The organism is Corynebacterium sp. c8Ua_99 (genome assembly GCF_039907185.1).
Taxonomy (GTDB): Bacteria; Actinomycetota; Actinomycetes; order Mycobacteriales; family Mycobacteriaceae; genus Corynebacterium; species Corynebacterium jeikeium_D.
This window is the reverse complement of sequence record NZ_JASBOG010000015.1, coordinates 44,199-68,019: the sequence shown is the minus strand read 5'-3', so window position 1 is coordinate 68,019 and position 23,821 is coordinate 44,199. Positions and strand designations below refer to the sequence as shown.

22 protein-coding genes and 1 tRNA gene are annotated in these 23,821 nt (G+C 58.8%); 11 read left to right on the top strand and 12 right to left on the bottom strand.

The window, feature by feature from the left end; translation table 11 throughout:
- Window positions 1–94: 94 nt before the first annotated feature.
- Window positions 95–1,576, bottom strand: coding sequence for a carboxyl transferase domain-containing protein (locus QKE19_RS09160; RefSeq protein WP_150960866.1), 1,482 nt, complete (start codon window positions 1,574–1,576; stop codon window positions 95–97).
- 108 nt (window positions 1,577–1,684) lie between these two features.
- On the opposite strand from QKE19_RS09160, the gene QKE19_RS09155 reads away from it, so the two are divergent.
- Complete coding sequence (locus tag QKE19_RS09155; protein ID WP_016423305.1) at window positions 1,685–2,671, top strand: ribokinase; 987 nt, start codon at window positions 1,685–1,687, stop codon at window positions 2,669–2,671.
- A gap of 89 nt (window positions 2,672–2,760) precedes the next feature.
- Here QKE19_RS09155 and QKE19_RS09150 read toward each other — a convergent pair whose 3' ends face one another.
- Genes QKE19_RS09150 through QKE19_RS09135 form a run of 4 tightly spaced genes read right to left on the bottom strand, consistent with a single transcriptional unit; the run spans window position 2,761 to window position 5,823 of the window.
- The gene (locus tag QKE19_RS09150) at window positions 2,761–4,026 is read right to left on the bottom strand and encodes an ABC transporter permease (RefSeq protein ID WP_016423304.1); all 1,266 of its coding nucleotides are present in this window, start codon (window positions 4,024–4,026) and stop codon (window positions 2,761–2,763) included.
- Window positions 4,023–4,928, bottom strand: coding sequence for an ATP-binding cassette domain-containing protein (locus tag QKE19_RS09145; protein WP_069359659.1), 906 nt, complete (start codon window positions 4,926–4,928; stop codon window positions 4,023–4,025). Before QKE19_RS09145 ends, QKE19_RS09150 begins: the two co-directional genes overlap by 4 nt.
- Window positions 4,929–4,987: 59 nt before the next feature.
- Window positions 4,988–5,557 carry a hypothetical protein gene (locus QKE19_RS09140; RefSeq protein ID WP_049189717.1) on the bottom strand — a complete coding sequence of 190 codons (570 nt, stop codon included), beginning with the start codon at window positions 5,555–5,557 and terminating at the stop codon, window positions 4,988–4,990.
- Window positions 5,558–5,559: 2 nt separating this feature from the next.
- Window positions 5,560–5,823 (bottom strand): helix-turn-helix transcriptional regulator, encoded by a 264-nt coding sequence (locus QKE19_RS09135; RefSeq protein ID WP_042388879.1) that lies wholly within the window; start codon window positions 5,821–5,823, stop codon window positions 5,560–5,562.
- Between the two features lie 133 nt (window positions 5,824–5,956).
- Here QKE19_RS09135 and QKE19_RS09130 point away from each other — a divergent pair, with 133 nt between their 5' ends.
- The 6 genes from QKE19_RS09130 to gcvT all read left to right on the top strand — a co-directional run bounded on the left by QKE19_RS09130 (window position 5,957) and on the right by gcvT (window position 13,844).
- A complete protein-coding gene (locus QKE19_RS09130; protein WP_069359658.1) occupies window positions 5,957–6,823 on the top strand; it encodes an aldo/keto reductase in 867 nt (288 codons plus the stop codon).
- A gap of 61 nt (window positions 6,824–6,884) precedes the next feature.
- A complete protein-coding gene (locus QKE19_RS09125) occupies window positions 6,885–7,637 on the top strand; it encodes an enoyl-CoA hydratase (RefSeq protein WP_048733677.1) in 753 nt (250 codons plus the stop codon).
- 41 nt (window positions 7,638–7,678) lie between these two features.
- Complete coding sequence (locus QKE19_RS09120) at window positions 7,679–10,132, top strand: HAD-IC family P-type ATPase (protein ID WP_347890850.1); 2,454 nt, start codon at window positions 7,679–7,681, stop codon at window positions 10,130–10,132.
- 227 nt (window positions 10,133–10,359) lie between these two features.
- Entirely contained in the window at window positions 10,360–10,737 is a 378-nt protein-coding gene (locus tag QKE19_RS09115) for a DUF485 domain-containing protein (RefSeq protein ID WP_016423298.1), read from the top strand.
- Window positions 10,738–10,739: 2 nt separating this feature from the next.
- On the top strand, window positions 10,740–12,392 hold the full coding sequence (locus QKE19_RS09110) for a cation acetate symporter (RefSeq protein ID WP_070549884.1): 1,653 nt from the start codon (window positions 10,740–10,742) through the stop codon (window positions 12,390–12,392).
- A 279-nt stretch (window positions 12,393–12,671) separates the two neighbouring features.
- Window positions 12,672–13,844, top strand: coding sequence for a glycine cleavage system aminomethyltransferase GcvT (gcvT, locus tag QKE19_RS09105; protein ID WP_347890849.1), 1,173 nt, complete (start codon window positions 12,672–12,674; stop codon window positions 13,842–13,844).
- Window positions 13,845–14,029: 185 nt separating this feature from the next.
- Here gcvT and QKE19_RS09100 read toward each other — a convergent pair whose 3' ends face one another.
- Window positions 14,030–14,665 (bottom strand): hypothetical protein, encoded by a 636-nt coding sequence (locus tag QKE19_RS09100; protein WP_048733659.1) that lies wholly within the window; start codon window positions 14,663–14,665, stop codon window positions 14,030–14,032.
- A 281-nt stretch (window positions 14,666–14,946) separates the two neighbouring features.
- Between QKE19_RS09100 and QKE19_RS09095 the strand changes: the two genes are divergently transcribed.
- The gene (locus tag QKE19_RS09095) at window positions 14,947–15,522 is read left to right on the top strand and encodes an RDD family protein (RefSeq protein WP_070545928.1); all 576 of its coding nucleotides are present in this window, start codon (window positions 14,947–14,949) and stop codon (window positions 15,520–15,522) included.
- A gap of 14 nt (window positions 15,523–15,536) precedes the next feature.
- Here QKE19_RS09095 and QKE19_RS09090 read toward each other — a convergent pair whose 3' ends face one another.
- Together QKE19_RS09090 and QKE19_RS09085 are read right to left on the bottom strand one after the other, a co-directional pair.
- Complete coding sequence (locus tag QKE19_RS09090) at window positions 15,537–16,397, bottom strand: siderophore-interacting protein (RefSeq protein WP_016423293.1); 861 nt, start codon at window positions 16,395–16,397, stop codon at window positions 15,537–15,539.
- 197 nt (window positions 16,398–16,594) lie between these two features.
- Window positions 16,595–16,667, bottom strand: a tRNA-Arg gene (locus QKE19_RS09085).
- A 275-nt stretch (window positions 16,668–16,942) separates the two neighbouring features.
- Here QKE19_RS09085 and QKE19_RS09080 point away from each other — a divergent pair.
- Both QKE19_RS09080 and cobF read left to right on the top strand, forming a co-directional pair.
- Window positions 16,943–17,224, top strand: a complete 282-nt coding sequence (locus tag QKE19_RS09080) for a hypothetical protein (RefSeq protein WP_016423292.1) — start codon at window positions 16,943–16,945, stop codon at window positions 17,222–17,224.
- Window positions 17,175–18,023, top strand: coding sequence for a precorrin-6A synthase (deacetylating) (cobF, locus tag QKE19_RS09075; RefSeq protein WP_016423291.1), 849 nt, complete (start codon window positions 17,175–17,177; stop codon window positions 18,021–18,023). The genes QKE19_RS09080 and cobF overlap by 50 nt, the downstream gene beginning before the upstream one ends.
- 30 nt (window positions 18,024–18,053) lie before the next feature.
- On the opposite strand, the gene QKE19_RS09070 is transcribed toward cobF, so the two are convergent.
- The 3 genes from QKE19_RS09070 to QKE19_RS09060 all read right to left on the bottom strand — a co-directional run bounded on the left by QKE19_RS09070 (window position 18,054) and on the right by QKE19_RS09060 (window position 21,665).
- The gene (locus QKE19_RS09070) at window positions 18,054–18,455 is read right to left on the bottom strand and encodes a hypothetical protein (RefSeq protein WP_042388876.1); all 402 of its coding nucleotides are present in this window, start codon (window positions 18,453–18,455) and stop codon (window positions 18,054–18,056) included.
- Window positions 18,456–18,572: 117 nt separating this feature from the next.
- Complete coding sequence (locus QKE19_RS09065; RefSeq protein WP_042388874.1) at window positions 18,573–20,360, bottom strand: acetyl/propionyl/methylcrotonyl-CoA carboxylase subunit alpha; 1,788 nt, start codon at window positions 20,358–20,360, stop codon at window positions 18,573–18,575.
- Between the two features lie 420 nt (window positions 20,361–20,780).
- Complete coding sequence (locus QKE19_RS09060) at window positions 20,781–21,665, bottom strand: sulfurtransferase (RefSeq protein WP_049189714.1); 885 nt, start codon at window positions 21,663–21,665, stop codon at window positions 20,781–20,783.
- Between the two features lie 363 nt (window positions 21,666–22,028).
- On the opposite strand from QKE19_RS09060, the gene QKE19_RS09055 reads away from it, so the two are divergent.
- Window positions 22,029–23,087, top strand: a complete 1,059-nt coding sequence (locus QKE19_RS09055; protein WP_049189713.1) for a Cj0069 family protein — start codon at window positions 22,029–22,031, stop codon at window positions 23,085–23,087.
- A 65-nt stretch (window positions 23,088–23,152) separates the two neighbouring features.
- Here QKE19_RS09055 and QKE19_RS09050 read toward each other — a convergent pair whose 3' ends face one another.
- Window positions 23,153–23,755, bottom strand: coding sequence for a nucleoside triphosphate pyrophosphatase (locus QKE19_RS09050; protein ID WP_016423286.1), 603 nt, complete (start codon window positions 23,753–23,755; stop codon window positions 23,153–23,155).
- Window positions 23,756–23,821: the final 66 nt, after the last annotated feature.

Below are 23,821 nucleotides of genomic sequence, written 5' to 3'. Positions count from 1 at the left end.
CCCAAAAGTGTCATAAACTCAGTCACTTTCTTGCTTTCTGAGGTTGGGGTGGGGGCTGAAGGCCCAAACCAGCCCCAAACCAGCCCCAGCCCCCTTACTCGCTCAGCGCGAAGCGACGGTAGTGGTCGAAACGCTGCTCACGGCCAACGCGAGCCGGATTCTTCTCTAGCTCCCAGAGGGCGTGCTCGATAGCACTCAGAGCACGGCGGGGCAGTTCGGACGAATCCTCAGGTTCGGCCACAATCTCGTCGATAACCCCGGTCTTCAGCATGGCCTCGGCGCCAACGCCCTGCTCCTCCATCATTTCCGGGGCATGCTCGGTGTCTCGGTAGATAATCGCCGAAGCACCCTCCGGCGGCAACGGAGACATCCAGGCATCGTGCATTGCCAGCACGCGGTCAGAGGGCAGCATGGCCAGCGCACCGCCACCGCAGCCCTGGCCGAGAATGAGTGACACGGTCGGAACCTTCAAGTTCACCAGCGTGGTCAAGGTGCGGGCAATCTCGCCGGCCATGGCATTTTCCTCGGCGTCCTTGGTCAACTCAGCGCCTGGGGTGTCAATGACCGTGACCAGCGGAATGTTCAGGCTTTCCGCGATGCGCATCGCACGGCGGGCAAAACGCAGTGAGCCCGGCCCCATTGGATGCGTGCCCAGCGGCGGCTGGTTATGGCGATCCTGGGCGACCAGAATCACCGGCCGCTCACCAATCCGCGCCAGGCGAGCCCGAACCGACAGCGACTTGTGGCCATCGCCAGTGCCGGAAATCGGCACGGAGCAGTCGACAAGGGCATCGATAATGTCGCCGCCACCTGGACGAGAAGTATCGCGGGTGCGCAGGATAGCTTCCCAGGTATCGCGACCATCAATGGCTGCTACTGGCGGTGGGGTGGGTTCGCTGGGGTCTCCGTCGGCAAGCACGTCGATGGTGCGGCGGACAGCGCCGCGCAGACCTTCGAGCGGAATGATGCCGTCGATAATGCCCTGCTTGAACAGGTTCTCGGAGGTCTGAACGCCTTCGGGCATGGGTTCGCCGGTAGCGAGCTCGACGACGCGCGGGCCGAGGAAGCCGAGAAGTGCGCCGGGCTCTGCGAAGGTGAAGTGGCCTGCCGACCCCCACGACGCCATGACACCACCGGTGGTGGGATTGCGCAGGTACACCAGGAATGGCAAGTGAGAATCCTTGTGGCGCGCCACTGCGGTGGTAATAGAGATCATGAGCGCGAACGCCGCAGTGCCCTCCTGCATGCGAGTGCCGCCCGAGGTCGGGGAGAGCAACAGGGGCAGCTGCTCCGCAGTCGCGCGCTCGATGCTGCGAATAATACGACGAGCGGTTGCGGCGCCGATAGAACCGCCGAGGAAGCCGAACTCAGAACAGATGACGGCGACGCGCTTGCCGCCGACGGTGCCTTCGCCGGTGATAACGGCCTCATCGAGACCGGTCTTCTCAGAGGCTCGGGACAGTGTGCCGCGGTAGGACTCGTCGATGTTGCCATGCTCGGGCGCGCCGTCCCAGGAGGTGAAACTTCCGTGGTCGAGGACGGTATCTATTACTTGTTGGGCGCTGATTCTAGCCATACCTCCACGGTAGTAAACAAGGGGTAAACCGGCTTAGTCGATGGTGGGCGGAAAGGGGTAGCGCTATTGTCGGAAAAAACGTGTCCGCACTACCGAGGAGTCGAACCAATGCCGATTACTGAGCGCCTCACCGAGCTGGCTGAACAGAGGCCAAACGTATGTGTCGTCGGTTCCATCAACGCAGACCTGACCGTCACCGTGAAGCGCCTGCCGCATGGTGGCGAGACTATCGAGGGCAGTCCTCTGCGCATTCTGCCGGGCGGTAAGTCGGCGAATCAGGCGGCGACGGCTGGAAGACTGGGCGCGGCCGTGGAACTGGTCGGCGCGGTCGGTTCGGATCCCAATGCGCAGTTGCTGCGCGACGCGCTTACCGACGCTCACGTGGACATCTCTGCAGTTGAGACCGTCGACTCTGCCACTGGTACAGCCATGATTGTCGTTGATGATGCGGCGGAGAATTTCATTGTCATCTCCGCTGGCGCCAATGGTGAAGTCGATGCTGAGATGGTGCGCAGTCATGCGGACAAGATTCAGCGGGCTGGGTGCCTCGGTCTGTGTCTGGAGATTTGTGATGAGGCTGTCCTGGCCGCCGCACAGATTGCCCACGATGCGGGTGTGCCGGTGGTGTTCAACCTGTCGCCGATTCGGGCGGTCAGTGAGGATCTGCTCGCGCTGGTCGATGTCCTCATTGTCAACGAGCACGAACTCGCAGCCATCATCGGCTCCGAGCGCGCGGTCGCCGGTTGCGAGCACGGTCAGTGGGATGCGGTTGGGCGCGCGCTTGCCGACGAACACGGGATTTCCACGGCCATTGTCACACTTGGCGGGGAGGGGTCTGCGGTCTTGAGGACGTCGGAAAGCGAGGTGGCAGTCACTCGCATTCCAGCGCTGCCCATCGAGGTCGTGGACACCACGGGCTGCGGTGATGCGTACATGGGTACGGTCCTCACCGCGTTGGCCGCGGGCGATGATGTGGTGACGGCAGCTCGTCTTGCGGCGGTGGTCTCGGCTCATGCGGCGACAGGCGTGGGGGCGCAGACCTCCTATGGCGAGACAGGAAAAATCGCGCAGTTTGCGGCGGACCATGGTCTATAAGGTGCGCTGAGCAAACTACGCGATTGACGATTATTCGGTTTTAGGTGACCGTGGCCGAAGGAGTCACGCTCTTTTGGGCAGGGCTGGGGCTAGCTCTTGGCTGTCAGAGCCTTCTTCCAGCTGACCGCGGCACCGGTGCGCAGGACATTGCGCGGGTAGATCCAGGCGGCGAGTGCGATGACTGCGGCTACTCCCACAACCATGATTAGCAGCGAAGCCGCCAACTGGAGTGCGGAGAAGTTGCCAACGGCGTACTGCATCGGGGCAGTGGTGATGGAAACCGGTGGAATCCACGCTGCAATCTGCATGACGGTAGAGTCCAGCTTGCTCCAGCCAAACAGCGGAACATACATCGTGATCAGCGAGAACACCAGTACCGGCATCTGTGCGCCCTGGAAATCTTCCATACGGCTGACCAAGGATGCGGAGGCTGCATACAGCGCGGCGAAGAAGAAGTAACCGAGGATGAAGCACGGGACCAGCAGCCAGACTGCGGACCACGGCACATCGAAGCTCTCCGCCAATCCGGTAATCATGAGGGCAACTGCGGCGCTGGCGGTCAGCACGCTCATCATGATGATGCCAGCCAGACCGGCGCCGAGGATCTTGCCAGCCAGCAGGTGCGCCGGGCGAACGGTCGAGAGAATGATCTCGATGACGCGGGAGGACTTCTCCTCGATGACGCTGGTGGCCACCGCGCCGCCGAAGACGAGGATGGCGGTCATCATGACCATCACACCAATCAGTGTGATGACCACTGCGGGCATCTTCTCGTCTTTGGCTTCATCCAGCGACTCCACCGACACGGCTGCGCTTTGAGTCTTGGAGAAAAACTCGCTGGGGTTGATTCCGTTTTCGCTGAGCAGCATGGCTTCATTTTGTTTCTGCAGCGATTCCTGCAGCATTGGGGCCAGCCAGGATGGGGCGTCGTCGGCAAGCAGCTTCCACGAGCCCTCCTTGCCTTCTGCGGTGTCGGGGACGAGAGCGGCGTCGGCGTCGCCGTCGGTGACGGCAGCGCGAGCGGCCTTGTCGTCTGCCGCGGACGTAATCTCCAACGGTGAGAGCGATGCTGTGGCAAATGCGCCGGCTGCGGCATCCGCGCCTTCAGCATCCTTTATTTCGGCGGTAGCGTCGGCGAGAGAGTCCGCGAACGGCGCTTCTCCGACGACCGCGATTTTTACGGTGTCATTATCGGACTTGGAGGTCATGTAGTCGGCAACGAAGATACCGCCGACGGCCGCCACTGCCATGATGATGAGCGTGATTAGCGAGCTTTTCTTCAGCAGATGCTCGCGGAGTTCGCGGACGAAAACAGTCTTGACGGCCGTTGAGGCGTTGTAAGTGTTGGTGCTCATTGCTGTACGGCCTCCTGGTAGAGCTCGGTAAGTGGAATTTGCAGAGGTCCAAACGAACGGACCGTTCCCGCTGCCATCGCGCTGTGTAGCAGCTTCTGGTCGGTGTCGGCGGGGGCGTTGGAATCGAGGTGAACGACGGTGGCACCATGGGTATCACGCTCCACGCTTGTCACGCCCTCGACGGAGGTCGCCCAATCCTGGGGCGCACCATCGAGCTTGACGACGAAAGCCCGTGGGCCCCGTGCTCGCAGCTCATCAACAGTGCCTTCCACGAGCATGCGGCCGTCGCGGATGATGCCGACGCGGTCACACATGCGCTCGACAAGGTCGAGCTGGTGGGAAGAGAACACAATCGGGGTGCCGCGGTCGGCGTACTCCTTGAGTACGGAGCTCATCACCTTGACCGCAACTGGGTCGAGACCAGAGAAGGGCTCGTCGAGGACTAGTATTTCTGGGTCGTGGACGAGGGAGGCTGCCAGCTGCACGCGCTGCTGATTGCCGAGCGAGAGCGTGTCGACCTTGTCGTTGGCACGCTCGGTGAGACCGAGGCGCTCCAACAAGTTGTCGGCATTGGATTCCGCGCGCTTGGTGGGCACACCGTGTAGGCGAGCAAAGTAAATCAGCTGCTTGCGGACTTCAGCCTTGGGGTAGAGGCCGCGTTCTTCTGGCATGTAGCCAATCGTGCGGCGCAGCGAGTCATTCATCGGGGTATCGCCGATGCGCACCTCGCCTTTATCGGTGGCCAGCACGCCCAGGGCAATGCGCATAGTGGTGGTCTTGCCGGCACCGTTAGAGCCGACGAAGCCGTAGATTTCTCCAGGGTGAACTTGGAAGCTCATGCCACGGAGAACCTGCAGGTCTCCGTAGGACTTCTCAAGCCCGTCAATAATGAGGCTGTTCATGGTGATCCTTAGATTGAGGAGTGAAGGGCAGAGGAGGGATATGAGTTTTTGAGCCCGTACTAGTCGTCGCGCAGATTCCAGGCGTAGACGACGGTGGGCAGCGTGGAAATGTAGAGGAAAGCGATAATTCCGAAGATTCCGAAGCTGTACGGAATGTAGCGTCCCCAGTCAGGTTGCGCGTTCAGGACATAGGTGCCCACCAGAACGAGAGCAAGGAAGGCCACCAAGCCGAAGTAGGTGAAGCAGCGATATGTCAGCCCCCGCAGGTTCAGAATCTGTTCCTGCTGGTATTCGTCCAGTAGCGAGGTCGGTGCGCTGTCAACCATGTCGACTGTGATGTTGAGGCTGGTCCAGACGACGACCATAATGAGGGAAATCACTGGCCAGAGCAGAGAAAGCCATCCCGGGAAAATATCGGTCAGGCTACCGAGAAGCGCGATGCCGCTCAGCAGCATCAGCACAAGGCACACCTCGAATGCGATGACCAGCTTCCGCCGCGCCGCCTGGTTGCGCCACTTGGGCAACCAGCTCGACATCTGCTCGACACGCTTTGTGTACTTCGCTTCGCGCCGGGCTTCTAGCTTTTCGAAAAAGTTCGGTGTTGCGTCTTCAGTCCGAATAGCTGGCATCGTTAGCTTTCCTTTCGGTATAGGGCAGAGGACATGGGCTTGAATTCCTCGCGAGAAAACACCGCCTCAACGGGGAGATCGAACACCGCGCAGATGCGAAATGCCAGATCCAAGCTGGGGTAGTGGTCACCTCGCTCCAACGCGCCAATCGTTTGAGGATTGACCTCTACTTGTTTGGCTAGTTCGGCTCGGCTGAGTCCGTGTTCTGCCCGCAGCACTGAAATTCTGTTGAATATCGGTTCTTTGGGTTTAATCTTTGGGGACACACTCCAAAGTGTTATATAAACACAACGCTACGTCAACTGTTCGCAACAAAATGAAGCGCACTCACCTTTCTAAACCGCAGGTCAGCGGGGTAGAAAAAATCTAAAAAATTTTCAGTCCGTACACTCGGTTGGCATGACCACACTCAATCTGAAGTACGATGCAGCGACAACCGGAATTGCCAACGTGGAAATGGTCGATGGCAACGCCATCCCGATTCTGGGGTTCGGTACCTACAAGCTTGACGATGAGCAGGCGCGCGAATCCGTGCGCTACGCCCTGGAAATCGGCTACCGCCACATCGACACCGCATCGCTCTATCGCAATGAGCGAGGGGTTGGGCAGGGTATTGCTGATGCGGTCGCTGCGAACGTCGTAAAGCGTGAAGATATCTTCGTGACCACGAAGGTCTGGAACGATGCGCAGGGGTCGGCGGCGACGCGCGAGTCCGTGCGGGCATCTTTAGAACGGCTCAGCCTTGACTACGTTGACCTGGTGCTTGTGCACTGGCCGGTGGAGAAGCAGGGGACGTTTGGGCAGTGTTTCGATACGCTGCTGGAGCTCAATCGTGAGGGGCTGATTCGCTCGGTTGGTGTGGCGAACTTTTACCCAGAGGTGCTCGACCAGCTCTCGGAGACTCCGGTGGTCAACCAGATTGAGCTGCATCCGCAGTTCCCGCAGAATGAGCAGGTTGAAGACGATCGTCGTCGCGGTATTGTCACGCAGGCTTGGTCGCCGTTGGGGCGCGCGAAGTACTTTGAGGGCTCGCCGATTGCTGAAATCGCAGATCGCCTGGGTAAAACTCCCGCCCAAGTTGCTATCCGCTGGCACCTTCAGCGTGGCATCGTGGCCATCCCGAAGTCGGGCACGCCGTCGCGCATCAAGGAGAACTTTCAGGTCACCGACTTTGAGCTCACCGACGAGGACATGGAAACGATTGCGTCGATGGCGCGTGCCGACGGGCGCCTGAGTGGCGACCCGCGGGTATTCGGCAACGAATAAGCGAATTTAGATTTGCTTATAGCCCCATCACTATTGGTGTTTCGCGGGTAGCCTAAATGCTATGACGAACCCAGCATCTGAAATCCGCGTCGAAGCCGACGGCGCAATTGTCACTATCACCATCGACCGAGATCATAAGCGCAACTCCCTGACTGCCGACGTGTGTCGTGACATCGCCGATGCGGTGGAAGCTGCCGCTGAGGTTCCAGAGCAGCGCGTTATCCTGCTGCGCGGCGAAGGCCGCGCTTTCTGTGCGGGCGCCGACCTGAGTGGCCAGCACCATGAAGATTCCTTCCACGAACAGCTCCGTCGAATGCTGCGCACAATCGAGGCCAGCCGTCTGGTGGTTATAGCGGATGTGCAGGGGCCGGCTGTCGGCGCTGGGATGCAGCTGGCGATGGCGGCCGATTTGCGCGTCGTGGGTGAGCGCGGCTGGTTTATGATTCCGCCGGTCAAGCTCGGTATCGCTGTCGATGCCTGGACAATTCGCCGCGTACGCGTACTCGTCGGCGGTGCCCGCGCCCGCACTATTTTGTTGGCGGCCGAGCGCATGGATCAGGAAGCCGCCCGCGGTTGTGGTCTGGCTTCCTACCTTGGTGGTCCGGACAAGGCGGAGGAGGTAGCGCTTCGTATCGCCACCTACGCGCCCCTGTCGCTGGCCTACCACAAGGCAGTGCTCAACGACGATGAGACACATAGCCCGTTGAAGGACTACCAGCAGGAGCTCTACGACACGGTGTGGGCTTCCGAGGATGCTGCGGAGGCATCGAAGGCGCGAGCCGAAAAGCGCGAACCAAATTTCATTGGCAAATAGGTCGAATAGGTTCAGCAATTAGGCGAATAGGGTAGGCAGGCATGGGCTCGTGGAAAACTCCCGACAGTGGTCTTACTCAACAGCAGGTCCAGCAACGCATCGAGTTGGGGCACGTCAACGAGCTGCCGCCAACATCCGGGCGCAGTGTGTGGGACATTATCCGTGCCAATGTGTTTACCCGGATTAACGGTATTCTCGCTGTGTTATTCGCAGTCGTGCTCTATACCGGCTCAATCGTCAACGGTGCCTTTGGTCTGCTGATTATCGCCAACTCTATCGTCGGCATCATCCAAGAACTGCGTGCCAAGCGCACACTGGACAAGCTTTCCATTGTCGGCCGTGCAAAACCCATGGTCATTCGCGACGGGGAGCCTGCTCGCGAGATCGACCGCGAGTCCGTCGTCCTCGACGATCTCATCGAGGTTGGTCCCGGTGACCAAATCGTCGTTGACGGTATTCTCCGCTACGCCTCTGACGTGGCTGTCGATGAGTCCTCTCTCACCGGTGAATCCGATGCCGTCGATAAGAGCGTTGGGGACATGGTCTACTCGGGTTCCTCGGTCGTGGTGGGGTCGGCGCGATATCAGGCCACCAAAGTGGGCAAGGAGGCTTACGCCGCCAAGCTCGCAGCTGAGGCCAACAAATTCACGCTGACTGATTCCCAGCTCTTCCGCGGCATCAACAAGATCCTGACCTACATTTCCTGGATTCTCATTCCCGTCGGCGCCCTGGCAATCTATACGCAGCTCTTTGTCGCCGGCGATGATTTCAACGATGCGCTGCTGGGGATGGTCGCCACGCTGGTGCCCATGGTCCCTGAGGGGCTTGTCCTCATGACCACCATCGCATTTGCCCTTGGGGTGGTGCGCTTGGGGCGACATCGCGTGCTGGTCAATGAGTTGCCCGCCATCGAAGGTCTCGCGCGTGTCGACACCGTGTGTGTCGACAAAACTGGCACGCTCACCGAAAATGCGATGCAGCTAGTGGAAGTCGACATCGTATCGGGTGACGGTACCTCCCGCGATGAGGTCGACTCCGCACTCATCGATCTGTGCAAGCTCGACGATCGCCCCAACGCAACGGCTCGTGCACTGCTCGATGGGCTTGCGGACGCAGGGGACGTCGTAAAGCATGAACAAGCCAGAACCCGCCCCTTTGCCTCGGCGAATAAGTGGTCGGCGCTGACGTATCACGGCGGTGCGACGTGGGTTTTCGGCGCGCCCGATGTGCTTGTCGACGACTCCGCGGTCGGCATGCAGAAAGCTCGGCAGCTTATGGAGGAAGGACTTCGTGTGCTCCTGCTCGCGCGGACATCAGTTGGGGCAGATGACCTGCCCGGCGGTGCGCTGCGGAAGAGTGGCGAGGTGGAGTTGGAGCCAGTCGCACTTGTCGTGCTGGGGCAGAAGGTGCGTTCAGATGCGGCGGACACGGTGGCCTACTTCTATGAAGAAGGCATCGAGGTCAAGGTCATTTCTGGTGACAATGACCGCTCCGTGGGGGCTGTTGCACGTGAGCTGGAAATGGAGGGGGCTAACAATCCTGTCGATGCGTCTGAGCTTCCGGTCAGCCGCGATGAGAATAGCGAAGCCAAGCCCACCGAGATCCGCAACGAGTTCGCAGACATTGTGGAGTCGCGGCAGATCTTCGGCCGTGTCACGGCCGAGAATAAGCGCGATATGGTTCATGCGCTGCAGTCGCGGGGGCATCATGTGGCGATGACCGGTGATGGTGTCAATGATGTGCTGGCGCTAAAAGCGGCGAACCTGGGCGTGGCTATGGGCGATGGGGCGCCGGCGACACGTTCGGTTGCGCAGTTGGTGCTGTTGGATAATCGCTTCGCCGTGATGCCGATGATTGTGGCGGAGGGGCGTCGCGTCATTGGCAATATCGAGCGCGTGGCCAACCTCTTTTTGACGAAGACCATCTACTCGGTGGTGCTGGCGCTGGCTGTGGGGCTGTGGGGGATGGATTATCCATTCGAGCCGATTCACGTGACGATTACGGGTTGGTTCACAATTGGAATCCCGGCCTTCGTGCTGTCGTTGGCTCCTAACTTGGAGCGTGCGCGCGATGGTTTCGTACGGCGCGTGTTGCGCTTAGCGATACCGGCGGGCATCACGGTGGGGTTGTTGACCTTCATGTTTTGGTTGTGGGCAAACCCGGGAGTCGACGCCAGCGATGCGGCACGAGGGGAGGCGTCTACTGCGACCCTCATTGTGCTGATTGTTTCGGCATTTTGGGTTTTGGTGGTCGTGGCTAGGCCATACACCTGGTGGAAGGTTCTGTTGCTGGCGGTATCGGCAGGAGCCTACCTGTTCATCTTCTCGGTTCGTTCAGTGGCCACAGTGCTTAATCTGTACTGGGTAGGGCGGGAGCTGTTGATTCCCGCGCTGATCGTGGGGGCCATCGGCGCGGGCATTATCGAAGCGCTGTGGTGGTGGCGTCAGAGTAAGCCATTGCCGGAAGAAGCGGAGAACACGAGTACAACGGCGTAAATGGGGGTAGTAAAAACGGCGCCTAAGTATGCAGGTAATGGCGTTTTTGGGGGGTGCCTTAAGGCTCGCTGAGAAGTAGTTAGCCGCATTTAACTTCATTGCTAACTGTGTTCCAGGTAACTTTGTTTCCACACATAATGAAAAATGTGGTGCATGGCACACCCTCGGGGTGGCTGTGCTGGACCTCATTACGAACACCTGCATAACTTCCTGGAAAGGATTAGCCCGTGTCCGCAACTCCCTTGCCGGCAGACCGGCATAAGCCACAGGCGGCCGAGTACCGCTACGTGCAAAACTCAGCGCAGTTCCAAGAGCTCCGCTCTACATTCCGTTCTTTCGCCATCCCGATGACCGTCGCAGGTCTGGTGTGGTACATCGCATTCGTTCTGTTTGCGACGTTCGCGCCAGACCTCATGGCGACTCCCGTACTGGGCAATATCAACCTGGGCATCGTCCTTGGTCTGCTTCAGTTCGTGACCACCTTCGCCATCACCTGGGTGTACATCAACTTCGCCAACAAGAAGCTCGAGCCGATGCAGGCAGAGCTGCGCGAGGCACTGGAAAGCGGAGAAATCGCTGAAATCGTCGCAAAGAAGGAGGCATAGGCATGCTGACTAGTTTCTTTGCTGCAGATGACACTGCAGCAGCAGGTAACCCGATTCTCAACATCGCGGTCTTCGTCGCCTTCATTGTTGCGACCATGTTCATCGTTACTCGAGTGGGCAAGGGCGGAAACAAGGGAGCATCAGACTTTTACACCGGTGGCGCACAGTTCTCCGGTACCCAAAACGGTCTTGCCATTGCGGGTGACTACCTCTCGGCGGCTTCCTTCCTCGGTATCGTCGGCGCCATCGCGCTGACTGGTTACGACGGATTCCTTTACTCCATCGGCTTCTTCGTAGCCTGGCTGGTCGCGCTGCTGTTGGTTGCAGAGCCGCTGCGAAACGTCGGTAAGTTCACCATGGCCGACGTGCTGTCCTTCCGTCTTAAGCAGCGCCCGGTACGTACTGCGGCTGCTATCTCGACCCTCGCGGTGACCCTGTTCTACCTCATCGCGCAGATGGCCGGTGCAGGTTCCCTGGTCGCCGTGCTGCTCAACATCCACGACTCCACTCAGCAGTCCATCGTTGTCGCAGTCGTCGGCATCATCATGGTTGCCTACGTCCTCATCGGTGGTATGAAGGGCACGACTTACGTGCAGATGATTAAGGCCGTCCTGCTGGTCGGTGCTGTCATCATCATGACCCTGATCATCCTGGTTGGCGTTAAGGGCAACTTCTCCCAGCTCCTGCAGGACGCAGTGGACATGCACGCAAGCTCGGATTACATCGCCGAGAAGGGCTACGAAGCCTCCGCCATTCTTGAGCCGGGTCTGAAGTACGGCGGCTCCTTCGTCCAGCAGCTGGACTTCATCTCTCTGGGCCTGGCACTGGTCCTCGGTGTTGCTGGTCTGCCACACGTGCTCATGCGCTTCTACACGGTGCCGACCGCAAAGGAAGCTCGTAAGTCCGTGACTTGGGCAATCATCCTCATCGGTGGTTTCTACCTGCTGACCCTGGTGCTCGGCTACGGTGCTGCTGCACTCGTCGGCCCGGACCGCATCATGGCCGCGCCGGGCGGGGCCAACGCTGCAGCTCCGCTGCTGGCCTTCGAAATCGGTGGCTCCATCTTCATGGCTGTGATTTCCGCAGTGGCGTTCGCTACCGTGCTGGCCGTGGTCGCTGGTCTGGCAATTACCGCTTCCGCGTCTGTCGGCCAGGACCTCTACCAGGCCGTGATTCGCAAGGGACAGGCCACGGAAGCCGAGCAGGTTCGTGTCTCCCGCATTACCGTTATCGTGCTGGGTGTTGTCGCCATTATCCTCGGCATCCTGGCCATGGGGCAGAACGTCGCCTTCCTGGTGTCGCTGGCCTTCGCAGTGGCAGCATCCGCAAACGTGCCGACCATCCTGATGTCCCTGTTCTGGAAGCGCTTCAACACCGCAGGCGCAGTTGCCTCCATGTACACCGGTGTCATCGCCTCGCTGGTTCTGATTATCTTCTCCCCGGCAGTCTCCGGCGCTGAGTCCTCGATGATTCCGTCCGTTGACTTCTCCTGGTTCCCGCTGACCTCGCCGGGTCTGCTCGCAATCCCGCTGGCGTTCCTGGCTGGCATCATCGCCACCTACATGGGTAAGCCGGATAACTTCGATGACCTGGCAGCTGAGATGGAAGTTCGCTCCCTGACCGGTGTTGGTACCGAGGCTGCGGTTGATCACTAATAACCACTGAGCCTTTGGCTGGCAACGCTGTCCGAACAGCTCGGCCAAACTCAATTAACTGAATAGACAAATGCAAAAGCCCCGTTATCGTCACTGGTAGCGGGGCCTTTGTGGTGGGCGCGGGGTCGTCGTCAAGCATGTGCGAATCAGTGCATGATAGTTAATGGACGGGCCTGTTGCCCTGGATCCGCAGGGGCTCGCGGAAGCGAGCACGGAGTCTTAGATATAAGGTGGGAAGGTAACAATCTGGTTTGCCCCACCGCAATAATTGGAGTGTGTATGACTGACAATTCTGGCGCTTCTGAGAACAACAATTCTTTCCGTAGCGCCCTGCATGATGAGCACGTAAGCCTTGGCGCAGAAATGCGCAATGTTGGTGGCTACGAAGTGCCGTTCCGCTACTCTTCGGAAATTGCAGAGCACAACGCAGTGCGTGAGGCCGTTGGTGTTTTCGACCTGTCGCTGATGGGTATCATCCGCGTCACTGGTGAGGATGCGGCGGCGTTCCTTGCACACTCCCTGATTTCGGCAATCAAGCCGCTGGCGTTGGGTCGTGCCAAGTACACCATGATTGTGCAGGAAGACGGCGGCATTATTGATGACCTCATCATTTACCGCCTCGGTAGTCACGAATTCATGCTGGTGCAGAATGCCGCAGCCGCTGAAGATGTGTACTCGACGCTGCGCGAGCGCGTTGGTGGCTACAACGTCGAGGTTGAGCGCATGAATGACAAGAATGTGCTCCTGGCCATTCAAGGGCCGAAGGCTGCGAAGCTTCTGCGCCGTCTGTTGCCACAGGATCTGCACGCGACTCTCGATGGCATGAACTACTACTCTTGCACTCTGCTCGAGGTCGCAGGTGTGGAAATGATTGTTGCCCGAACCGGCTACACCGGTGAGGACGGCTTCGAGATCTTCCCGCCGGCTGACCGCGCCGTCGAGGTCTGGCGTGCAATCATTGCAGCAGGTGGCAAGGTGGAAAACCCGGAGGATCCGGCTGACAACGGCGCTGACCTCGGCCTGCTGCCGTGTGGTCTGGCCTGCCGCGACACCCTGCGTCTTGAGGCTGGTATGCCGCTCTATGGCTACGAGCTGACTCGCGACCGCACTCCGCTGGAGGCCGGCCTGAAGTCCATCATGGGGCCGACCAAGGGGCAGTTTATTGGTCGCAACGCACTGATTAATCGTCCGCAGTCGAAGGAGCTACTGGTTGGTCTGCGTTTCTCCGGTGATGAAGCTCCGAAGCGTGGCACCAAGCTCATTGATGCGGAAGGTAACGAGGTTGGCGTGCTGACTTCCGCCAAGGTGTCGCCGACTTTGGGGCACCCCATCGGTTTTGCATACGTTCAGCGTTGGCAGTCCTCCACTGGCACGGAGCTGACCGTTGAAGGCGCCGGCATTACCGCCACCGTCGTTCCGACGCCGTTCTACAATCGCCGTCACCGCAAGTAGGGGAGCGCGGGTGCTCCGCCGCATTGTGGCGGGCTCAGATCTGTTCAGGTTCGTCTCTTCGTATCTGTTGGGTAAATAAAAAATCCGCTGCAGTATTGTTGCAGCGGATTTTGGTTTTTAGGGCGAGCTAGCGCACCTTACCTAACTAAGTCCCGAGCCGACGAACCTCGCAGCCAGAGACGAACCTAGCGGAACAGGCCGGTGAGCCCATGATTATCTTCGCTTGGCTGCTCTTCCTGCTCCGATTCCGATTCTGTCGGCTCGCCGGAGGTTGTCGGAGTCGTTGAAGTATCGGGCGGCGTGGAAGTATCAGAGGTCGTCGAGCTCTCCGTCTCACTTGTCTCCGTTGTGCTCTCGCTCGGAGTCGTCGGCTCAGGTTCCTGAGGCAGTGGCTCAGTGGTCGTCGGAGTAGTGGAAATCCACATTTGCTGCGATGTCGGGTTCGCGGGGGTTTGCTGCAGCACCGTCCATACTTCCTGCTCGCCGACTTGTGCGCATTCAAGATTCTGGCCGTTGGCGCTCATTCGTATTTCCCCGGTCTGGTTCGGGCACAGCTGCCCGATGCGCGGCGTACCGCCTTCTCGAACCTTTGGTCCGGTCGTCGTCGGCGAACTCGTCGTCGACACCGTAGTAAGTTGGCTTGACGACGAGGTTTGCGTCGCGGCAACCTCCTCGCTTTCGCTGTTGGCGCAGCTGGTGGCCGTGGCTGCGAAGGTGAGGAAGCAGCAGGCCAGCGCCAGCTGCCGGCGGTTCTTGCGCCGGACGGCAGTGAGTTTAGGGTGCTGTACGGCTGACAGCTGAGTTCGCGTATTCACATCCATCTCACTTTCTGGGCTTCTCGGGCCTGCGTCGCGTGGTTTAATTCTCGGCTTTCTGGGGCGGCGTCTCCTGAAAAACCACTGGGGGTGCCAGCTATAGGGGAACTTGCCAAGTTATTGGCAAGGTAGTTGCTGACACCCAATAGATAGGTTGATTCAACCGGCAACTATACAGTCAACTTTTCGATTTGCATACTGGATGCTTCTAATCGTGGCAGAACGGGTGCGGTAGGGAAAGGCAATTCGTCTGTGAAGTCATAAGTGGTTTTGATAGCGTGTGTCCCATGTATCGGCGCACCCCGAATCGATTCCCCGTAAAGAGTAATGCGGATTTGTTCGCTCGGCGCAGTGGCGCGTGGATACTGGATTCGTTCCTTGTAGGAATCTTTGTTGCCATCATTATGGCACTTGGCAAACTTGCGTGGGAAGCAGCCATGGCGAACTGGGCGCTGCCGAGTCCGCCAGAGTTCAGGATTTTGTATGGTGTCATATTCCCAGCTGTCTTTTTCTTTGTGCGCGTGGTTGCAGAGGCTCGCGGTGAACAGACGTTTGGTAAAAGCGCATTTTTGCTACACGTTGTTCCAGCGCGGAAAGCAGACTCTGGGGCAACTCCGTTCGAAGTCGCTCAGCCAGAGGGAACATCGGAGCTCGAATCAGGAGACGATTCTTGGCACAGAGGTTGGCGGGCAGCGGTACGTAATTGTTACCTATTGTCGCTGATTTTCTTGCCTACGGGTTTTGAGCCAAACGTTGAACTGTTTTTTGGTGTCCTGATGATTTGGGTTGCTGTTTGCCGCTGGCACCCATTCGACTGGTTGGCAGGAAAACGCGTCGTTGTTGAAAGGCGTAGCGAGCGCTAACGTTCGAGCAAGCGTCAGGCCCTGGCTCTTTCCTCCTCGGCCTCAACCTCAGCGTTGAATTCTCGTTTAGAAGACTGCCACTGGTCTTCGGTCATACCGATACGCCAGTAGCCAGAAATGGAAACGTCTTTCTTCGGGATCTCAGATTCGACGAAGAGGAAGCGGCGCAATTCCTTGATCATCTCGGCGACACCGTGGATGAACCAGCTAGTTTTCTTACCTTCTGGAATGCCCGCCTCGCGCACTGCGCGGGATAGCTCTGTGCCGTGGGTTGCGCCGTTGCGGAGGACCCAATGGACTTCCACACCCTCTCGGGTTGGGAGCTCAAACTTCCGATCTTCGGACTCGATTTCGATGTATGCGGTTGCGGTCGTGCCTGCTGGGAGGTGCTTCAGTCCGGCGCTGATAGCTGGCGCTGCGGACTCGTCTCCGGCGAGTACAAAGTGTTCATATTCTGCTGCAGGTCCCCATGCGCCTCCTGGCCCTAAGAAGCCACGCTTGTCTCCGATTTCGGCTACGCGTGCCCACGGTCCAGCCAGGCCGGAATCGCCGTGGGTGACGAAGTCGACGTCAAAGTCGCCGGTTTCGGAGTCCACATTAATCAGAGTGTATGTGCGGGTGATTGGCAGTTTGTCTCGCGGCTGTTCGGCGCGAATTTTCGCAATATCGAACGGCCAGGAGTAATCAGCGTCCTCTGGCACAAACAATAATTTGATGTAATGGTCGGTAAACTCCAGCTCCTTGCCCACAAATGCAGGCGAGTTCATGCTCAAACGAACAAGGTCTGGGGAAATCTGGCGACGTCCAGTAACTGTTGCCTCGTGTGCCTTACGGGGCTTACGCTTCGGTGCTGCTGCTTTAGCTAGGCCAGCCATAGTTGTCACTGTCCTTCAACAAGTCTTGGGCTGTTTTGTACTGGCGGAAGTCTACACGCCACGTGATTAGGTAAGCCTAACACAAGTGTTTCTGGAAATTGCTGGGTGATGCGTTCTCAGGAGGGGGCGTAGTGGCCGGTCGTGAGAAAAACAAAGAACCCTCGCGCCCTATATGTAAAAGGTCACGAGGGTATTTGTGCCCCAGAGAGGAATCGAACCTCCGACACCGGCTTTAGGAGAGCCGTGCTCTATCCACTGAGCTACTAGGGCAATCATCTTCCGGGTAAAACAGCCGTGAAAACACATTCTCGGCGGCCGGAAAATTACTTCATCACTTTAACGCATCTGCGAGCTCTAGTGGCAATTGGGTCCTCGACCTGACACGCAAACATGCAGGAAGCTCGCTATTACCCCCATGTGCTTTTGTGCTCGGCGGTGCCGCCCGGAATCTGGCTAACATGGTTTATAACGAGCGACTTTCTTGCGCTTGCGGTCGCAACAGCGCTACTTATTTTCCGGTCGCTGTTTTGGAGGAGGATGACAATATGATTAAGCCAACTTTCACGGATGTCAACGGTGTCAAGATTAAGTGCTCCATGACCACGGACTCGGACAAGCCGCACCTTTTGGTTTCGCGCATGGAAGATGATGGCTCTTTGACTCCGATTCTGGAGATGAACGTGTACGACTCCAAGTACATGGCCAACGCTTGCGAGATTTACTTGAAGCAGGCCGCTTCGGCTAACCTCCAGGGTTCGATGGCTGGCCTGTCTCCAGATGAGATGGCTGAACAGTTCGGTTACGAGGGAGATCCGACCAATCACTAGTCGAAACGACGCCGCCCGCACTCAGGCCGAGAGCCCTGTATACAGCGGATATGTCGATGTAGACGTCATCGGAATCGGCGCCGGTAGTCCGAGCCACATTACGCTCGAGGCTATCGGCGCTCTTGCTGATGTCGACGTAGTTTTTGCTCTCGACAAGGGTGATGCCAAAGCGGACTTGTTGGCTGCGCGACAGGCGATCGTCGATAAGCATGCGCCGCATGTCGAACTCGTTACCGTTCCCGACCCGCCACGTGACCGCACGCCCGATAACTACGGCGCAGTCGTCCGTGACTGGCATCAGCGCCGTGCAGAGCTGCTTGCCGACGCCTTCGTCGCTCACCTCGGACGAGAGGGCAAGCGCCGCGGTGCGTTCTTGGTCTGGGGTGACCCCTCCTTGTATGACTCAACATTGCGGATTTTGCAGCGCGTCCGCGACCTTGGGCTGGACGTGCGCTCGCGAGTTATCCCCAGTGTGACGGCGATTTCCGCGCTGACCGCAGCGCATGGAGAGTGCCTGAACCAGATTGGTAAGCCGGTATTGATTACCACTGGTCGGCGCCTGGGGGAGCGTGCGCCTGGCATGGATGCGGTGGTGATGCTCGATGGCGGTGCAGCCTGGCTCGAGCACGCGGACCCGGAGGAAGAGATTCTCTGGGGTGCATTCCTGGGAACGGAGCTGGAGACGCTCCGCCGTGGTCGCGTTGGCGACGTCGGCGAAGAGATTGCGGAGCTGAAAAAGAAGCTCCGTGCGGAGCACGGTTGGATTATGGATATCTACCTGCTGCGTTCCGGCGCCTAGGACTGAGCAGTCGCAGCGGTGCCAGTTCGGCTAGCTGACTTTCTTGCCCAAGAAGCCCTCTGCCCATCGGTGGAGGGCTTTTTCGGCGGCTTCGACGCCGTCGGCGACGGTTACCTTGGTGAGGACCTGATCGTCGTTAGGCAACACGCGTGCGGGATCGCCTGCGGGACGGACGGTGATGCTGACGTGGTCGGCATTGATGACCTCGACGGTTGCTAGTGCGAGCATCTCGACGTTCGTCTGCTCAGCAACCGCAAAGCGGTAGGCGGTGTCGTTTTCCCACTCGGTGGTGGAGTTCCGAAGGAACTCGGCGACGGAGTCAGGGGCCAATTCTGTGAGTAATTGGGTTGCGACCGGGGCGTCATCGACGCGGGAATCGTGGCGCAGCGGACGGCAGTAGAAGCGGCCGGCATTTACTTCCATGGGTTCCATACCGTCCACTCTAGACGTCCTGAACAGTGTTTAAGGGCGCCGGGGGAGGGGCTGAAAAGAATCAAGCGGGGCTGGCTGCGAATCCCATCGCAACCAGCCCCGCTTAGAGCTTTAGAACTACTTCAGTTCCATCAGGACATCGCCCTTGCCGACACCTGAGCCAGCCTCGGTAGCCAGACCCGTGACAACGCCGTCCTTGTGAGCCTTGACTGGGTTTTCCATCTTCATGGCCTCAAGGACAACCACGGTGTCACCCTCGGAGACTTCCTGGCCCTCTTCGACGTTGACCTTGATGACGGTGCCCTGCATCGGAGCAACCACAGCGTCACCGGAAGCGGCCTTCTTGGAACCGCCAGCGCGCTTCTTCTTGCTCTTCTTCTTGGCACCAGCGTTGCCGCCGCCCAGAGCCAGGTCGCCCGGCAGGGCTACCTCGACGCGGCGACCGTCGATCTCGACGACAACCTTCTGAGCCGGAACGGTGTCGGTGTCAGCGTCGGAGTCACCGTCGTACGGAGCAATCGGGTTGTCCCATTCCTCTTCAATCCACTTGGTGTAGACGTCAAACTTCTCGCCATCGCCGACAAACGCCGGGTTCTCCACAATGTGGCGGTGGAACGGAATGACCGTTGCCAGGCCCTCAACCTGGTACTCGGACAGAGCACGAGCGGAGCGGCGTAGGGCCTCTTCGCGGGTCTCGCCCCAAACAATCAGCTTGGCCAGCATGGAGTCGAACTGGCCGCCGATGACGTCGCCCTCCTTGATGCCGGTGTCCATGCGGACACCCGGGCCGGACGGTTCGACGTACTTGGTGATGGTGCCCGGAGCCGGCATGAAGTTGCTGCCGGCGTCCTCGCCGTTGATGCGGAACTCGAAAGCGTGACCGCGCATCTCCGGGTCTTCCTTGATGGACAGTTCCTTGCCTTCAGCAATGCGGAACTGCTCGCGGACCAGATCGAGGCCGGTAATTTCCTCGGTGACCGGGTGCTCCACCTGTAGACGAGTGTTGACCTCGAGGAAGTTAATCAGACCGTCAGCGCCAACCAGGTACTCAACGGTGCCCGCACCGTAGTAGCCAGCCTCGCGGCAGATGTCCTTAGCGGACTGGCGCAGGCGCTCATCCTGCTCTGGGGTCAGGAACGGAGCGGGTGCTTCCTCGACGAGCTTCTGGAAACGACGCTGTAGCGAGCAGTCACGGGTGGAGGCGACAACGACGTTGCCGTGCTTATCAGCGAGAACCTGGCACTCGACGTGGCGTGCCTTGTCCAGGTAGCGCTCTACGAAGCACTCACCGCGACCGAAGGCCGCAACGGCCTCACGGGTAGCGGACTCGTAGAGGTCGGCGACCTCTTCCATCTTGTGTGCGACCTTCATGCCGCGGCCACCGCCACCGAAAGCGGCCTTAATGGCGATTGGCAGACCGTGCTCCTTAGCGAACGCGACGACCTCGTCTGCATCCTTAACTGGCTCCTTGGTGCCTGGAGCCATTGGAGCGTCAGCCTTCAGCGCGATGTGACGAGCGGTGACCTTGTCGCCCAGGGCGCGGATGGACTCTGGTGACGGGCCAATCCAGATCAGGCCAGCGTTCTCAACAGCCTCAGCGAAGTCGCCGTTCTCCGACAGGAAGCCGTATCCCGGGTGGATGGCATTAGCGCCGGACTTCTTTGCGGCGTCCAGAATCTTGTCGAAAACTAGGTAGGACTCAGCGGAAGTGGTGCCACCGAGAGCAAAAGCCTCATCCGCCATGGTCACGAAAGGAGCGTCCGCATCCGGCTCAGCGTAAACGGCGACGGAAGGAATGCCGGCGTCCTTCGCAGCGCGAATAACGCGAACGGCAATCTCGCCACGGTTGGCGACGAGAACCTTCGTGATTTTTTCAGTGGTCTGCTCGGACACGAAATCCTCCATTTTTCGTGGGCACCCCGAGAATTGGCCCTCGGGGCAAGGTTGCGACAGTCATTTGTAGGAATCACAAGCAGCACTGCAGTTAACTGAGTGGTGAACCGCAATGCGGTTCACCACGCGGTAGCTAACAGCGTGTGACCCAATGTCTCCATTGTGTCACAGGTGCGGTAAGCAACCTCTTTTTGCTCGCTACATAAGGGGGTAGGGATTGTGGTCTTGAGCAGCGTTCAAGTGGTCATGGGGGCAGCTGAAGTGGCTATTTTCCGCCCAAAAACCTAGGTTTGTGGTTAAAATTATCACCCAAGAGTGCAAGAGCCGCCCCCTTGATTGGGGGCGGCAGGGGGAAACTAAATCTCCGGTGTAGCGTCAGCCGCTGACGCTGGAAAAACGGTGGGGGAAGCGCCCACCGGTTGCGTCGATCGCCTACAGGCTTCCCGGCTCCGAACCGTGGGCAATGGGCATGCCAATCATATTGCCCCACTCAACCCACGAGCCGTCGTAGTTGCGAACATTCTCGTGGCCGAGCAGGTGGTGCAGTACAAACCAGGTGTGCGCGGAGCGCTCGCCGATGCGGCAGTAGACAATCGCCTCATCTTCAAATTGGACGTGCGCGTAAATCTGCTCGAGCTCTTCGCGATCGCGGAAACGCGAGTTCGGGTGAACGGACTGATTCCATGGAATGTTTACCGCGGTTGGAATGTGGCCACCACGCAGGACGCCTTCCTGTGGGTAATCGACCATGTGGGTTCGTGCACCGGCATACTCCTCCGGAGTGCGCACGTCGATAATCGGAGCCTTTCCAATGAGCTCACGTGTATCGCTGAAGTAGGCGCGCAGTGTCTTGTCGTCGCGCTCGACGACAGGGTAGTCAGTGCGTGGGTAATTGGGGACCTCGAAGCTCGTGTCTCGTTCTTCAGTCATCCAGGCATCGCGGCCACCGTTAAGCAGGCGCACGTCGGGATGCCCAAAAAGCTCGAAGACCCAGAGTGTGTAGGCGGCCCACCAGTTGGACTTGTCGCCGTAGATTACGACGGTGTCATCGCGCGAGATGCCCTTCTCGCGCATGAGCTCGGCAAAGCCTTCGGCGTCGATATAGTCGCGGCGCACGGGATCGTTAAGGTCGTGATGCCAGTCGATGCGAACCGCGCCCGGAATATGTCCAATGTCGTAGAGCAGTGAGTCCTCGTCGGATTCAACAACGCGCAGACCGGGAGAGCCCAGTCGGGCAGCAAGCCAGGAGCTAGAGACGAGGCGCTCAGGGTGGGCGTACTGCTGGAACTGGGGGTGCGGGTCGTGCGGAACAGCCATCGGATACTCCCTTGGCGCAAGTTGGGTGGGTGGGACTTTCTGACGTTTATCGTCAATTGCATATCTAGTTTACGGGTCGCGTGGCGAACGGCGGAATAGTCCCCAGTGTGAGCGCTTTCCGACGGCAACAATTGCGTCCGCGGCCACCCTGGGATACGCCTCACAGTTGGGGGTAAAAGCAGTGTTTTCAGCGCGCTTGGAGTCCAGGTAGTGCCCTAAAATTTAGCTGAGAGTTAGCGCAAAAACTGTGTTGATTCGTATCACTGGAAAATGGGCTGAAATGGGCTATCTGCCTGGGTATTCGCTGCGTTACGGAGACAATTGAGTGCCGGAAGTCCATGTATTTTCTTAAAAGGAGTGCCTGTGCACAAGAACATTGTTGTATTCGAGATCGAGGGCGGCTCGGACAAGTACTTCGACGGACACCGCAAGGACACCATGCCAATCGTCAACGCTATCCGCGAAGCCGGTTGGTCCGCTGAGGTCGTCTACTACCGACCGGAGTGGAAGGACGACCTGTACGACTACGTCTCCCAGAACTTCGACGGCTACATCTCCCGCGTAAACCCGGGCAACATCCCGGGTGGTGAGAGGGGCTACTTCGAGCTTCTGACCAGTCTCTCGGTCGCTGGTTTGGTTGGTATGTCCACCCCGGGCGAAATGATGGCCTACGGCGCAAAGGACGCACTGGTCAAGCTCAAGGACACCGACCTGGTTCCGTCTGACACCGCTGCATACTACGACGTCGAGGCATTCCACAGCACTTTCCCGACCTCCCTGTCCTACGGCGAGCGCGTCCTCAAGCAGAACCGTGGCTCCACCGGATCTGGCATTTGGCGCGTGCGTATCGCTGACGAAGAGGTTGCTAAGAACGTTGAGCCGGGCACCCCGCTGCCGCTGAACACCAAGCTGAAGTGCACCGAGGCCGTGGACAACCACACCGAGACTCGCGAGCTCGGCGAGTTCATGGATTTCTGCGACCAGTACATCATCGGCGATAACGGCATGCTCGTGGACATGCGCTTCATGCCGCGCATCACCGAAGGCGAAATTCGCATTCTGCTGGTCGGTCCGCACCCGGTCTTCGTGGTTCACAAGAAGCCGGCCGAGGGCGGCGACGCTTTCTCCGCAACCTTGTTCTCTGGCGCGAAGTACACCTACAACAAGCCGGAAGAGTGGCAGGACCTCATCGACATGTTTGCTGAGGCTCGCCCGGTCATTGCCGAGAACCTCGGTGGCGACAATATCCCGCTAATCTGGACCGCTGATTTCATGCTGGCAGACGGCGAGGACGGCGAGGACACTTACGTTCTCGGCGAGATCAACTGCTCCTGTGTCGGCTTCACCTCCGAGCTGGATATGGGTATTCAGGAGCTTGTTGCTCAGGAGGCCATCAAGCGCGTTGAGGCTGCTAACAAGTAGTCTCAACAGCTAAGAAAACCGCACCAATTTGGTGCGGTTTTTGCTTTACGACGTCCTTGCGATGCCTACCGATTCCAGAACTGGGAGACCGAATAGCCGTAGCGATACAGAGCTCGGCGCACGACAGGTAGCGACAGTCCGATCACACTGGATGAGTCGCCATTGATGCCATCGACAAACCAGCCGCCTAGAGCCTCCAAAGTAAACGCGCCAGCGCACTTCAGCGGCTCGCCCGTCGCAGCGTAGGCACGGATGTCCTCTTCTGGGACTTCAGCGAAATCGAGGGAAGTAATCGCCACCTCAAGGTGCTCGCCCTTTGGTGTCACGACACAGTGACCAGTAATCAGCTCAGCCGTCCGGCCACTCTGTTGATGCCAGCGCTCAATGGTCTTTTCTTCCGTGTGGGGCTTGCCCTGCAACTGCCCGTCGAGAAGCAGCATTGAATCCCCGCCAATGACAATGTCATTGGGGTAGGCCGGAGAGGCAGCGTGTGCCTTGGCCTGCGCGAGTTCCTCGACGATGCGTACCGGCGATGCGTCCGGAAGGGCTGTGATTACGGCATCCTCGTCGACGTTGGGCGCTACTGTGATGGGCTCGATGCCTGCAGAGCGGAGAATGTGCAGTCGCGAAGGGGAAGTGGAAGCCAAGACGATTCGGGGGCTGCTCATAGTTAGTGATTTTAGTGAGGGCGGAATCGTAAAGCCTAATTTTTGTGGCAAACATGCGTGGGGTTG

Coding starts and splice junctions, on each gene's coding strand:
- QKE19_RS09160 (WP_150960866.1), bottom strand. CDS start 1,576: ATGGCTAGAATCAGCGCCCAACAAGTAATAGATACCGTCCTCGACCAC.
- QKE19_RS09155 (WP_016423305.1), top strand. CDS start 1,685: ATGCCGATTACTGAGCGCCTCACCGAGCTGGCTGAACAGAGGCCAAAC.
- QKE19_RS09150 (WP_016423304.1), bottom strand. CDS start 4,026: ATGAGCACCAACACTTACAACGCCTCAACGGCCGTCAAGACTGTTTTC.
- QKE19_RS09145 (WP_069359659.1), bottom strand. CDS start 4,928: ATGAACAGCCTCATTATTGACGGGCTTGAGAAGTCCTACGGAGACCTG.
- QKE19_RS09140 (WP_049189717.1), bottom strand. CDS start 5,557: ATGCCAGCTATTCGGACTGAAGACGCAACACCGAACTTTTTCGAAAAG.
- QKE19_RS09130 (WP_069359658.1), top strand. CDS start 5,957: ATGACCACACTCAATCTGAAGTACGATGCAGCGACAACCGGAATTGCC.
- QKE19_RS09125 (WP_048733677.1), top strand. CDS start 6,885: ATGACGAACCCAGCATCTGAAATCCGCGTCGAAGCCGACGGCGCAATT.
- QKE19_RS09120 (WP_347890850.1), top strand. CDS start 7,679: ATGGGCTCGTGGAAAACTCCCGACAGTGGTCTTACTCAACAGCAGGTC.
- QKE19_RS09110 (WP_070549884.1), top strand. CDS start 10,740: ATGCTGACTAGTTTCTTTGCTGCAGATGACACTGCAGCAGCAGGTAAC.
- gcvT (WP_347890849.1), top strand. CDS start 12,672: ATGACTGACAATTCTGGCGCTTCTGAGAACAACAATTCTTTCCGTAGC.
- QKE19_RS09100 (WP_048733659.1), bottom strand. CDS start 14,665: ATGGATGTGAATACGCGAACTCAGCTGTCAGCCGTACAGCACCCTAAA.
- QKE19_RS09095 (WP_070545928.1), top strand. CDS start 14,947: ATGTATCGGCGCACCCCGAATCGATTCCCCGTAAAGAGTAATGCGGAT.
- QKE19_RS09090 (WP_016423293.1), bottom strand. CDS start 16,397: ATGGCTGGCCTAGCTAAAGCAGCAGCACCGAAGCGTAAGCCCCGTAAG.
- QKE19_RS09080 (WP_016423292.1), top strand. CDS start 16,943: ATGATTAAGCCAACTTTCACGGATGTCAACGGTGTCAAGATTAAGTGC.
- cobF (WP_016423291.1), top strand. CDS start 17,175: ATGAGATGGCTGAACAGTTCGGTTACGAGGGAGATCCGACCAATCACT.
- QKE19_RS09070 (WP_042388876.1), bottom strand. CDS start 18,455: ATGGAACCCATGGAAGTAAATGCCGGCCGCTTCTACTGCCGTCCGCTG.
- QKE19_RS09065 (WP_042388874.1), bottom strand. CDS start 20,360: ATGGAGGATTTCGTGTCCGAGCAGACCACTGAAAAAATCACGAAGGTT.
- QKE19_RS09060 (WP_049189714.1), bottom strand. CDS start 21,665: ATGGCTGTTCCGCACGACCCGCACCCCCAGTTCCAGCAGTACGCCCAC.
- QKE19_RS09050 (WP_016423286.1), bottom strand. CDS start 23,755: ATGAGCAGCCCCCGAATCGTCTTGGCTTCCACTTCCCCTTCGCGACTG.